Source organism: Polaromonas sp. YR568 (assembly GCF_943369415.1).
Lineage (GTDB): Bacteria > Pseudomonadota > Gammaproteobacteria > Burkholderiales > Burkholderiaceae_C > Polaromonas.
In genome coordinates this window covers 1-12,864 of sequence record NZ_CALRNF020000039.1, presented here as the reverse complement: position 1 = coordinate 12,864, position 12,864 = coordinate 1, and the positions used below count along the sequence as shown (strand labels likewise).

The following is a 12,864-nucleotide window of genomic DNA, read 5'->3' as shown; positions in this document are numbered from 1 at the left end:
GGCACTGGGCTCCGCCGGCGGTTGCGCGAGGTTAACTGCTTTTGGGCCGGACCGGCAAGCCGGCCGCCCTTCCGGCGTGGCGCCCACGCGGCAAGCGCCCAAAAAAAAGCCCCACATCCTTTGCGGGATGTGGGGCCGGGCGCCTTTCAGGGCGCCGGGAGCGTGTCGCTGCTTATTCGGACGCAGGGCTGTCGTTGCCGGCTTCGGCTGCGGCAGGCATGGCTTCCAGTTCGGCGGCTTCGGCTTCGGCGATCGCGCGGCGCTCGGCGTCGTCCATCTGGTCCTTGGCCTTGCGTGCCTCGTGGTAGGCCATGCCGGTGCCGGCAGGGATCAGGCGGCCGACGATCACGTTCTCTTTCAGGCCGCGCAGCTCGTCGCGCTTGCCCATGATGGCAGCCTCGGTGAGCACGCGGGTGGTTTCCTGGAAGGAAGCCGCGGAGATGAACGAATCGGTCGACAGCGATGCCTTGGTGATACCGAGCAGCAAGTTGCTGAACGTTGCGGGGATCTTGCCGTCGGCGCGCAGGGCGTCGTTGGCGTCCAGGATGACCGAGCGCTCGACCTGCTCGCCGGCGATGTAGCTGGAGTCACCGACGTTTTCAACGACAACACGGCGCAGCATCTGGCGAACAATCACTTCGATGTGTTTGTCGTTGATCTTCACGCCCTGCAGGCGGTAAACGTCCTGCACTTCGTCGACGATGTAGCGGGCCAGCTCTTCCATGCCCAGCAGGCGCAGGATGTCTTGCGGGTCGGCCGGGCCGTCCACAATCGATTCGCCCTTGTTGACCACCTGGCCTTCGTGCACCAGGATGTTCTTTTCCTTGGGAACCAGGTCTTCCCAGACCTTGCCTTCAGGATCGGTGATCTGCAGGCGAACCTTGCCCTTGGTCTCTTTACCGAAGGACACCGTACCGGTCATTTCGGCCAGTGTGCCCTTGTCTTTCGGCGTACGGGCTTCGAACAACTCGGCCACACGCGGCAGACCGCCGGTGATGTCGCGGGTTTTCTGGCCTTCGATCGGGATACGGGCCAGCACTTCGCCGGGACCCACGTCCTGGCCGTCGCGCACCTGGACCAGCGCGCCCACCTGGAAGCCAATCGTCACCGAGTGATCGGTGCCGGGGATCTTGACTTCGTGGCCGGCGGCGTCGATCAGCTTGACCTGCGGGCGGATCACTTTCGTGGCGCCGCGGCGTTTCGGATCGATCACCACCAGGGTGGACAGGCCAGTGACATCGTCAACCTGCTTGGCAACCGTCACGCCTTCTTCCACATTCTCGAAGGCCACCTTGCCGGCGAACTCGGTAATGATGGGGCGCGTCAGCGGATCCCAGTTGGCCAGGATGGCGCCGGCCTTGATGGTCTGGTCGGCTTTCACCGCCAGGATCGCGCCGTACGGCACCTTGTGGCGCTCGCGCTCGCGGCCGTGCTCATCATGGATGATGATTTCGCCGGAACGGGCGATCACGACCAGCTCGCCCTTGCTGTTGGTCACATAACGCATCGGTCCGTTGAAACCGATCACGCCGTTGGACTTGGCTTCCACGCTGGAGGCGATGGCTGCGCGCGATGCGGCGCCGCCGATGTGGAAGGTCCGCATCGTCAGCTGGGTGCCGGGCTCGCCGATCGACTGGGCGGCGATGATACCGACCGCTTCGCCAATGTTGATCAGGCCGCCGCGGCCCAGATCGCGTCCGTAGCACTTGGCGCACAGGCCGAAGCGGGTTTCGCAGGTCAGTGCGGTGCGCACTTTCACTTCGTCGACACCGGCTGCCTCAAGCTCTTCGATCAGGTCCTCATCCAGCATGACGCCGGACTTGGCCAGTACCGAGCGGTTCTCGGGGTGCAGCACGTCTTCGACCGCGGTGCGGCCGAGGATACGGTCGCGCAGCGATTCAATGACCTCGCCACCCTCAACGATGGCGCGCATCACCGAGCCATCGGTCGTGCCGCAGTCGTCCTGCGTCACGACCAGATCCTGCACCACGTCGCACAGGCGGCGTGTCAGGTAACCGGAGTTGGCGGTTTTCAGTGCCGTGTCGGCCAGACCCTTACGCGCACCGTGGGTGGAGATGAAGTACTCCAGCACGTTCAGGCCTTCGCGGAAGTTGGCGGTGATCGGCGTCTCGATGATGGAGCCGTCAGGCTTGGCCATCAATCCGCGCATACCGGCAACCTGGCGAATCTGCGCGGCGGAACCGCGGGCGCCGGAGTCGGCCATCATGTAGATGGAGTTGAAGGATTCCTGCTCGACTTCCTTGCCGTTGCGGTCGATGACCTTCTCTTTCGAGAGCTGGGCCATCATCACTTTCGACACTTCGTCGCCGGACTTGCCCCAGATGTCGACCACCTTGTTGTAACGCTCGCCGGAGGTCACCAGGCCCGAGACATACTGCTGCTCGATCTCTTTGACTTCCTTCTGGGCGCGCGCAATGATGGCGGGCTTTTCCTTGGGGATCAGCATGTCGTCGATGCAGATCGAGATGCCGGCCTTGGTCGCCAGGCGGAAGCCCGACTGCAGCAGCTTGTCGGCGAACACCACGGTCTCTTTCAGTCCGCACTTGCGGAAAGACACGTTGATGAGCTTGGAGATTTCCTTCTTCTTCAACGCCTTGTTGATGTTGGAGAAAGGCAGGCCCTTGGGCAGGATTTCGGAAAGCAGTGCGCGGCCGCCGGTGGTTTCCCACAGCTTGGTCGAAGGCACGAACTCTTTCGTTTCCTTGTCCTTGGTGTACTCGGTCAGGCGCACGCTGATACGGGCGTTCAGGTCGAGCTCGCCCGCGTCGAACGCGCGGCGCACTTCACCGGTGTCGGAGAACACCAGGCCTTCGCCCTTGCCGTTGGTACGGTCGCGGGTCGTGTAGTACAGGCCCAGCACAACGTCCTGCGAAGGAACGATGGAGGGCTCGCCGCTGGCAGGAAACAGGATGTTGTTCGAAGCCAGCATCAGGGTGCGGGCTTCCATCTGCGCTTCCACCGACAGCGGCACGTGGACGGCCATCTGGTCGCCGTCGAAGTCGGCATTGAAGGCCGAGCAGACGAGCGGGTGCAGCTGGATCGCCTTGCCTTCGATCAGGATGGGCTCAAAGGCCTGGATGCCGAGACGGTGCAGCGTGGGCGCACGGTTGAGCATCACGGGGTGTTCCTTGATGACCTCTTCCAGGATGTCCCAGACCACCGGCGTGCCGGATTCAACTTCCTTCTTGGCGGCCTTGATGGTCGTGGCGATGCCGCGCGACTCGAGCTGCGCGAAGATGAAAGGCTTGAACAGTTCCAGCGCCATCAGCTTGGGCAAGCCGCACTGGTGCAGCTTGAGCGTCGGGCCCACGGTAATCACGGAACGGCCGGAATAGTCGACGCGTTTGCCCAGCAAATTCTGGCGGAAACGGCCCGACTTGCCCTTGATCATGTCGGCCAGCGACTTCAGCGCGCGCTTGTTGGCGCCCGTCATGGCCTTGCCGCGGCGGCCGTTGTCCAGCAGCGAATCGACGGCTTCCTGCAGCATGCGCTTTTCATTGCGCGCGATGATTTCAGGGGCCTTCAGCTCCAGCAGGCGGCGCAGGCGCGAGTTGCGGTTGATGACGCGGCGGTACAGGTCGTTCAGGTCGGAGGTCGCGAAGCGGCCGCCGTCCAGCGGCACCAGCGGACGCAGGTCCGGCGGCAGCACGGGCAGCACGTCCAGCACCATCCAGCCCGGCTTGATGCCGGACTTCTTGAACGCTTCCATCAATTTCAAGCGCTTGGCGTTTTTCTTGATCTTGATTTCGGAACCGGTCAGGTCGTTGCGCAGCTTGTCGATTTCGACGTCGAGGTCCAGCCCTTCGAGCAGGTCCTTGATGCCTTCGGCACCCATCTTGGCGGTGTACTCGTCGCCGTACTCTTTACGCTTGGCGTCGTAGTCGTCTTCCGACATGATGCTGAATTTCTTCAGCGGGGTCATGCCGGGGTCGGTCACCACGTATGCTTCAAAGTACAGCACGCGCTCGATGTCGCGCAGCGTCATGTCGAGCACCAGGCCCAGGCGCGACGGCAGCGACTTCAGGAACCAGATGTGCGCGCACGGCGCGGCCAGGTCGATGTGACCCATGCGTTCGCGGCGGACCTTGGTCTGCGTGACTTCAACGCCGCACTTCTCGCAGATGACACCGCGGTGCTTCAGGCGCTTGTACTTGCCGCACAGGCATTCGTAGTCCTTGATGGGGCCAAAGATCTTGGCGCAAAAAAGACCGTCGCGCTCGGGCTTGAAGGTGCGGTAGTTGATGGTTTCAGGCTTCTTGACTTCGCCGAAAGACCACGAACGGATCTTCTCGGGCGAGGCCATGCCGATCTTGATGGCATCGAAATGCTCATCCGGCGTGAATTGCTTGAACAGGTCGAGTAATGATTTCATGAGTTAAATCCTTTTCTTTCCTGTTGATTAGCTGCGTTCCAGCTCGATGTCGATACCGAGCGAACGGATTTCCTTGACCAGCACGTTGAACGACTCGGGCATGCCCGCCGTGATCGCGTGCTCGCCCTTGACGATGCTCTCGTACACCTTGGTACGGCCCTGCACGTCGTCGGACTTGACGGTGAGCATTTCCTGCAGCGTGTAGGCGGCGCCGTAGGCTTCCAGCGCCCAGACCTCCATCTCGCCGAAACGCTGTCCACCGAACTGCGCCTTGCCGCCCAGCGGCTGCTGCGTGACCAGGCTGTAAGGGCCGGTCGAGCGGGCGTGCATCTTGTCGTCCACCAGATGGTGAAGCTTCAGGACGTGCATGTAGCCGACCGTCGTCGTGCGCTCGAACTGGTCGCCCGTGCGTCCGTCGTACAGCTGCGCCTGGGTGCGCGTCGCCGTCAGGCCCTTGAGCTTGGCGATGTCGTCCGGGTAAGCCAGCTTGAGCATGGTCATGATGTCTTCTTCCGAAGCACCATCGAACACCGGCGTCGCGAACGGCACGCCGGTGGCCAGGTTGCTGGCCATCTCGAGCACGTCGGTGTCGGACAGCTTGGCCAGGTCTTCGGTGCGGCCGGACTTGTTGTACAGCGTGTCCATGAACTTGCGCAGCTCGGCCACCTTGGCTTCGGCTTGCAGCATGTCGCCGATACGCTGGCCCAGGCCCTTGGCGGCCCAGCCCAGGTGGACTTCAAGCACCTGGCCCACGTTCATGCGCGAAGGCACGCCCAGCGGGTTCAGCACGATGTCGCACGGCGTGCCGTCGGCCATGTAGGGCATGTCTTCGACCGGAACGATCTTGGACACCACACCCTTGTTGCCGTGGCGGCCGGCCATCTTGTCGCCGGGTTGCAGGCGGCGCTTGACGGCCAGGTAGACCTTGACCATCTTCAGCACGCCCGCCGGCAGCTCGTCGCCCTGCGTGAGCTTCTTGCGCTTTTCCTCGAAAGCCAGGTCGAAGCTGTGGCGCGTCTGCTCCATGGCATTCTTCACGCTTTCCAGCTGCGTTGCCACGTCGTCTTCCGCCGGACGGATGTCGAACCAGTGGTATTTCTCGACGTCGGCCAGGTAGGCCTTGTCGATTTTGGTGCCCTTGGCGAGCTTCTTCGGGCCGCCGTTGGCGACCTTGCCGACCAGCATTTTTTCAATACGGTCGAACGCGTCGGCTTCCACGATGCGCAACTGGTCGTTCAGGTCCAGGCGGAAGCGCTTGAGCTCGTCGTCGATGATCTGCTGGGCGCGCTTGTCGCGAACAATGCCTTCACGGGTAAAGACCTGCACGTCGATCACGGTGCCTTGCGAACCCTGGCTCACGCGCAGCGAGGTGTCTTTCACGTCGCTGGCTTTTTCGCCGAAGATGGCGCGCAACAGTTTTTCTTCCGGCGTCAGCGTGGTCTCGCCCTTGGGCGTGACCTTGCCGACCAGCGTGTCGCCCGGCTGGACTTCGGCGCCGACATAAATAATGCCGGACTCGTCAAGGCGGTTGAGCTGCTGCTCTGACAGGTTGGGAATATCGCGCGTGATTTCTTCGGAACCCAGCTTGGTGTCGCGGGCCATCACGACGAGTTCTTCGATGTGAATCGAGGTGTAGCGGTCTTCAGCCACCACGCGCTCGGAGATCAGGATCGAATCCTCGAAGTTGTAGCCGTTCCAGGGCATGAAGGCCACCAGCATGTTCTGGCCCAGGGCCAGCTCGCCGATGTCCGTCGATGCGCCGTCGGCGATCACGTCACCCTTGGCCAGCTTGTCGCCCATCTTGACGATGGGACGCTGGTGGATGTTGGTGTTCTGGTTGGAACGCTGGTACTTGATCAGGTTGTAGATGTCCACGCCGACTTCGCCGGCCAGGGCTTCCGCATCGTTGACGCGCACCACGATGCGGGTGGCATCGACGTAGTCGACCACACCGCCGCGATTGGCCGTCACCACGGTGCCGGAGTCGACCGCGGAAACGCGCTCGATGCCGGTGCCGACGAAGGCCTTTTCAGGACGCAGCACAGGCACGGCCTGGCGCTGCATGTTGGCGCCCATCAGCGCGCGGTTGGCGTCATCGTGTTCCAGGAAGGGCACGAGGGAAGCGGCCACCGAGACGATCTGCGCGGGCGACACGTCCATGTACTGGATGCGCTCTGCACCGACCAGCACGGATTCGCCGTTTTCACGGGCCGACACCAGGTCGCCGGTCAGCTTGCCGGACTCGTCCAGCAGGGCATTGGCCTGGGCGATCACGTACTTGCCTTCTTCGATGGCCGACAGGTAGTCGATCTGGTCGGTGATCTTGCTGTCCACCACACGACGGTACGGGGTTTCGATGAAACCGTACTCGTTGAGGCGGGCGTACAAGGCCAGCGAGTTGATCAGGCCGATGTTCGGGCCTTCGGGCGTTTCAATCGGGCAGACGCGGCCGTAATGGGTCACGTGCACGTCGCGCACTTCGAAGCCGGCGCGTTCGCGGGTCAAACCGCCCGGGCCAAGGGCCGAAACACGGCGCTTGTGGGTGATCTCGGACAGCGGGTTGGTCTGGTCCATGAACTGCGACAGCTGCGATGCGCCGAAGAATTCCTTCAGGGCGGCGGAGATCGGCTTGCTGTTGATCAGGTCGTGCGGCATCAGCGGCTCTTGCTCGGCCTGGCCCAGACGCTCTTTCACGGCTTTTTCGATACGTGCCAGGCCGGTACGGTACTGGTTTTCGGCCAGTTCACCGACACAACGCACGCGGCGGTTGCCGAGGTGGTCGATGTCATCGACTTCGCCGTTGCCGTTGCGCAGGTCGACCAGGATCTTGACCACGGCGAGGATGTCCTCGTTGGTCATGACCATGGGGCCGGTGGAAGAGTCGCGGCCGACGCGGGCGTTGAACTTCATGCGGCCTACGCGCGACAGGTCGTAGGTGTCCGGGTTGTAGAACAGGCGCTGGAACAGGGCCTGGACCGCGTCTTCCGTCGGCGGCTCACCGGGGCGCATCATGCGGTAGATCGCGACGCGCGCGGCGAACTCGTCGGCCGTTTCATCGGCGCGCAGGGTTTGCGAGATGTACGCGCCCTGGTCGAGTTCGTTGGTGTACAGCACCTGCAGGTCCTGCACGCCGGCCACGCGCAGCTTCTTCAGCAGCAGTTCGGTCAGCTCGTCATTGGCCTTGGCGATGATCTCGCCGGTTTCGGCGTCGACGATGTTCTTGGCGACCACGCGGCCGACCAGGAAGTCTTCGGGCACGCTGATGGTGGTGGTGTTGCTCTGCTCGAGTTCGCGGGTGTGGCGAACCGTGATGCGCTTGTCCTTCGCGACGACGACCTTGCCGTTCTTGTCGGTGATGTCGAAACGGGCGACTTCACCGCGCATGCGCTCGGCGACGAATTCCATCTGCGCACCGCTGTCCATCAGGCGGAAGTTGTCGAACACGAAGAAGTTCGCGAGGATGGATTCCGGGTTCAGGCCGATGGCCTTGAGCAGGATGGTGACCGGCATCTTGCGGCGGCGGTCGACGCGGAAGTACAGCACGTCCTTCGGGTCGAACTCGAAGTCGAGCCAGGAGCCGCGGTAAGGGATGATCCGGGCCGAGAACAGCAGTTTGCCCGAGCTGTGGGTTTTTCCCTTGTCGTGTTCAAAGAACACGCCGGGGGAGCGGTGCAACTGGGACACGATCACGCGTTCGGTCCCGTTGATCACGAAGGAGCCCTTGTCGGTCATGAGCGGCACTTCGCCCATGTAGACTTCCTGCTCTTTCACTTCCTTGACCACCTTGGACTGCGACGTGGATGATTCGCGGTCATAAATGATCAGCTGCACCTTGGCGCGCACGGCCGAGGCGAATGTGAGTCCACGGGTCTGGCACTCGCGCACGTCGAAGGCGGGCTTGGCCAGGTTGTACTCGATGAATTTCATCTCGACAAAACCATTGTGCGAGACGATGGGGAAGGCGTTGTCAAACGCCGCCTGCAGGCCTTCAATGGTGCGCTTCTGGGGGGCACGGTCGGCTTGCAGGAATGCGGTGTACGCATCCTTCTGCATTTGCAGCAAGTAGGGAACAGTCAACACGCTTTCGCGGTTGCCGAAGCTTTTGCGGATGCGTTTACGTTCGGTATAGGAATAGGCCATGAGTTCTCCGCGTTGATGGGCTCTGGCGACTCTCGTGCCCGAATACACCACGTATTCAGGCAGCTTGGTGGTTGGCCACTACCAACCATGGCGGACGGTGACGCATTGCACGTCACCCGAACCAAGGCGTTTTCTGCAGTCGGGGTCAGAAAACACTGGAAAGCAGACGGTTTAAGTCTGCTTTCCAGTGTTTCTACAAAACACTGGGCAGGCCTGAGGCCTGCCAGGGTTCGAAGAAAACTGACAGGCTGCAGGCCAGTCAGGGTTCGAAGAACACTGGAAAGCAGACGGTTAAATCCGCTTTTCAGTGTGCTCCTTGAAGCACGAAAGGCTGGAAGCCCGACTAAGGTCTTCCAGCCTTCCCGAACACCAAGAATTACTTGAGTTCGACTTTCGCGCCTGCGTCTTCGAGCTTCTTCTTCGCAGCTTCTGCGTCGGCCTTTGGAGCGCCTTCCTTGACGTTCTTCGGAGCGCCGTCAACCAGGTCCTTGGCTTCCTTGAGGCCCAGGCCGGTGATTTCGCGAACTGCCTTGATGACCGACACCTTGTTGGCGCCAGCTTCGAGCAGCACGACGTTGAAGTCGGTCTTCTCTTCAACAGCAGCAGCGGCACCGCCGCCGCCGCCGGCAGCGGGAGCGGCCATTGCAGCAGCGCTCACGCCAAATTTCTCTTCGATGGATTTCACCAGTTCGTTGAGTTCGAGGACCGTCATGCTATCCAGCGCGGTCAAAAATGCGTCTTTATCGAATGCCATTTTGATTTCCTAAAAAAGTTGGGTAATTACGCTGCTACAGGTTCAGCTGCTGCAGGGGCATCGGCTTCGCCGCCGCCCTTTTTTGCCGCCAGCGCGCCCAGCACAACGGCCGTACGCGAAATGGGGGACATCAGCAAGCCACACACCTGGGCCAGCAACACTTCCTTGGAAGGGATGTTGGCCAGTTGCTTCACGCCGTTCACGTCCAGGGTCTTGCCACCGAATGCACCACCGCGAATGACCAGCTTGTCGTTGGTCTTGGCGAAGTCAGATACCACTTTCGCGGCAGCTACTGCATCTGTGGAAAAGCCGTAGATCAGCGGACCGGTCATCTGGTCGGACACGACTTCGAATGCACTACCGGCCACGGCACGGCGAGCCAGAGTGTTCTTCAGAACACTGAGGGTCACGCCTTTGTCGCGGGCCTGGCTGCGCAGACGGGTCATGTCAGCGACCGTGATACCACGGTATTCCGCCAGCACGAGCGTTTGAGCTTTAGCGGCGAGGCCAGTCACTTCATCAATGACGGCTTGTTTCTCACTGCGGTTGAGACTCAAGGTCTACTCCTTAAAAATGTGCATTCGGGTTCCGGCCTGCTTGCGCCGGCACTCACCCTTCAACACGCTCATATTCAGCGACCAACTGTTTTCAGATTCTTTGCAAAACCATTCAAGCAGCGGGACCGCCATCTGCGTTGGCTGTCTTTCGATTAAGCGGCAAAGCCCAAAAGCCCTGCCGCGCCAACGGTCTTGGATGACCTGCCGGAGCGAACCCCGGCAGCCCACCACATCGAGCAGCCCTTGCGGGGCCGCCCAAATTCCTGCGATTACGCTGCGATGGTCTGCGTGTCGACGCGAACGCCCACACCCATCGTGGACGAAACCGCCACTTTCTTCAAATACACACCCTTGCTGGAAGCCGGCTTGGCTTTTTGCAGCGCATCGATCAACGCGGCCAGGTTGCCCTGCAGCTTGTCGGTGTCGAACGAGCGACGACCGATGGTGCCATGCACGATACCGGCCTTGTCGACACGGAACTGGACCTGACCGGCTTTTGCGTTGCGCACAGCCTGGGCGACGTCCGGCGTGACGGTGCCGACCTTGGGGTTGGGCATCAGGCCGCGGGGGCCGAGCACCTGGCCCAGGGTACCCACGATGCGCATCGCATCGGGGGAGGCAATCACCACGTCGAAGTCCATCTTGCCTGCCTTGATTTCGGCGGCCAGATCATCCATGCCGACGATGTCCGCGCCGGCGGCCTTGGCTTCTTCAGCCTTGGCGCCCTGTGCAAACACGGCCACACGCTTGGTCTTGCCGGTGCCGTTGGGCAACACAACCGCGCCGCGAACGACCTGGTCGGATTTCTTGGCGTCGATGCCGAGCTGCACCGCCACGTCGATGGACTCATCGAACTTGGCGACGGCGAATTCTTTTACAAGGCCCAGGGCCTCGGGCAGCGCGTACAGCTTGTTGCTGTCGATTTTGTCGCCGATGGTTTTCTGGCGTTTGGTCAGCTTGCTCATACAACACCTTCCACCGACACACCCATGGAACGGGCCGTGCCAGCAATAGTACGAACTGCAGCGTCGAGGTCAGCAGCCGTCATGTCTTTCATTTTGGTCTTGGCGATTTCTTCCAGCTGTGCGCGGGAGATCTTGCCAACCTTCACCGTGTGCGGCGTGGACGAACCCTTGTCGAGCTTGATGGCCTTTTTGATCAGGACGCCTGCAGGAGGCGTCTTGATGACGAAGGTAAAACTCTTGTCGGCAAATGCCGTGATCACCACAGGCAGCGGCAGACCTGGCTCAACACCCTGGGTCTGCGCATTGAATGCCTTGCAGAATTCCATGATGTTCAGGCCGCGCTGACCGAGCGCAGGGCCGATCGGGGGGGACGGGTTGGCCTTACCAGCTGGCACTTGCAGCTTGATGAAGCCGACGATTTTTTTCGCCATACTTTTCTCCTTGCGGGTCATAACGCCTGGGCACTGCCACCAAGGCAGGCCCGGGCTCCCCGGGGGTTACACAACTCAAAAACAGCCCCTGAGGACCGTTTCGCGCCGAGTTGCAAGGCGCGAAATTGACGACCGAACCGAAATTACGTTTTTTCGATCTGGCTGAATTCCAGTTCCACCGGCGTGGCGCGACCGAAAATCGTGACCGACACACGCACCTTGTTCTTGTCGTAATTGACTTCTTCCACCGTGCCGTTGAAGTCGGTGAACGGGCCGTCCTTGACGCGCACGTACTCGCCGGTTTCGAACTCCACCTTGTGGCGCGGCTTCTCGGTGCCCACCTGCATCTGGCTGACGATCTTCTGGACGTCTTCCTCGGAGATCGGGGCCGGGCGGTTCTTGGCGCCGCCGACAAAGCCGGTGACCTTGTTGGTGTGCTTCACCAGATGCCAGGTTTCGTCGTCCATGACCATCTCGACCAGGACGTACCCAGGGAAAAAGCGGCGTTCCGTCGTCTTCTTCTGGCCGTTCTTGATTTCGACCACTTCTTCGGTGGGCACCAGGAAACGGCCGAACTTGGACTGCATGCCCGCGCGGTTGATGCGTTCGACGATATTGCGTTCGACCGCTTTTTCCATGCCGGAATAGGCATGGACGACATACCACTGCATGCCTGGCGTCGGCGTGAGGGACGTTCCCGCCGCTACTTCGCTGACTACCGTGCCGTTCAGATCGCTCATTATCGTTTCCATCCCAGGAGGAGGTCGTAAAACACCCATTCGAGTGTCTTGTCCGTAAACCACAAAAACAGCGCCATGATCACCACAAAACCGAACACATAAGCCGTCATCTGGATGGCCTCCCGACGGGCCGGCCAAACGACTTTTTTGACTTCTCGCCAGGAATCACGCCCGAAAGCCACGAACTGCTTGCCCGGTTCGGACAACATGAACACAGCCACGGCCGCTACCAGTCCGGCGATCAGGATGCCCCACTGGGCCACCTGGCCCTGCTTGGCCAGCAGGTAAAAGCCCACCAACGAGCCCAACACCAGAGCGACGGCCGCGCCCAGCTTGACCTTGTCGGCGCTGGTACTGACGGTTTCAACTTGAGAAGTGGCCATGGTTGGCGGATTTCCTGTTCAATCTTCGGCGTCTTCTCAGACGCTTAAGCCCACCTGGAGTTTCAACTCCCGGCGGGCTTGCTTTTTAACTTTTCAAACCACCTTCAGCGTCGACACACATCAACCATCAGGTGGCAGGGGCAGTAGGAATCGAACCTACAACCTTCGGTTTTGGAGACCGACGCTCTGCCAATTGAGCTATACCCCTCCATCAAACCTCGCAAATTACGCAATGATCTTGGCAACGACGCCGGCGCCGACGGTCTTGCCGCCTTCGCGGATGGCGAAGCGCAGGCCTTCTTCCATGGCGATCGGGTTGATCAGCTTGACGGTGATCGACACGTTATCGCCCGGCATGACCATTTCCTTGCCTTCTGGCAACTCGATCGCGCCGGTCACGTCCGTCGTGCGGAAGTAGAACTGGGGACGGTAGTTGTTGAAGAAAGGCGTGTGGCGGCCGCCTTCGTCCTTGCTCAGAACGTAGATCTCGCCGGTGAAGTG

At 61.1% G+C, this 12,864-nt stretch carries 8 protein-coding genes, 1 tRNA gene and 1 pseudogene; all 10 read right to left on the bottom strand.

Annotation, left to right across the window (positions count from 1 at the left end; genetic code table 11):
- Positions 1–172: 172 nt before the first annotated feature.
- The gene (rpoC, locus tag ACLV74_RS21135) at positions 173–4,393 is read right to left on the bottom strand and encodes a DNA-directed RNA polymerase subunit beta' (RefSeq protein WP_411881383.1); all 4,221 of its coding nucleotides are present in this window, start codon (positions 4,391–4,393) and stop codon (positions 173–175) included.
- A 27-nt stretch (positions 4,394–4,420) separates the two neighbouring features.
- Entirely contained in the window at positions 4,421–8,533 is a 4,113-nt protein-coding gene (gene rpoB / locus ACLV74_RS21130) for a DNA-directed RNA polymerase subunit beta (RefSeq protein ID WP_411881382.1), read from the bottom strand.
- Positions 8,534–8,909: 376 nt separating this feature from the next.
- On the bottom strand, positions 8,910–9,287 hold the full coding sequence (gene rplL / locus ACLV74_RS21125; RefSeq protein WP_411881381.1) for a 50S ribosomal protein L7/L12: 378 nt from the start codon (positions 9,285–9,287) through the stop codon (positions 8,910–8,912).
- 26 nt (positions 9,288–9,313) lie between these two features.
- Positions 9,314–9,844, bottom strand: coding sequence for a 50S ribosomal protein L10 (rplJ, locus tag ACLV74_RS21120; protein WP_411881380.1), 531 nt, complete (start codon positions 9,842–9,844; stop codon positions 9,314–9,316).
- Positions 9,845–10,113: 269 nt separating this feature from the next.
- A complete protein-coding gene (rplA, locus tag ACLV74_RS21115; RefSeq protein WP_341909990.1) occupies positions 10,114–10,809 on the bottom strand; it encodes a 50S ribosomal protein L1 in 696 nt (231 codons plus the stop codon).
- Positions 10,806–11,240: a 50S ribosomal protein L11 gene (gene rplK, locus ACLV74_RS21110; protein WP_007871338.1), complete on the bottom strand. Its 435-nt coding sequence runs from the start codon at positions 11,238–11,240 to the stop codon at positions 10,806–10,808. Before rplK ends, rplA begins: the two co-directional genes overlap by 4 nt.
- A 143-nt stretch (positions 11,241–11,383) precedes the next feature.
- A complete protein-coding gene (gene nusG / locus ACLV74_RS21105) occupies positions 11,384–11,911 on the bottom strand; it encodes a transcription termination/antitermination protein NusG (protein WP_228778638.1) in 528 nt (175 codons plus the stop codon).
- Positions 11,912–11,979: 68 nt separating this feature from the next.
- Complete coding sequence (secE, locus tag ACLV74_RS21100) at positions 11,980–12,363, bottom strand: preprotein translocase subunit SecE (RefSeq protein WP_411881379.1); 384 nt, start codon at positions 12,361–12,363, stop codon at positions 11,980–11,982.
- A gap of 132 nt (positions 12,364–12,495) precedes the next feature.
- Positions 12,496–12,571 (bottom strand) — tRNA-Trp (locus ACLV74_RS21095).
- Between the two features lie 17 nt (positions 12,572–12,588).
- Positions 12,589–12,864: pseudogene (gene tuf, locus ACLV74_RS21090) on the bottom strand (elongation factor Tu); the annotation flags it as partial.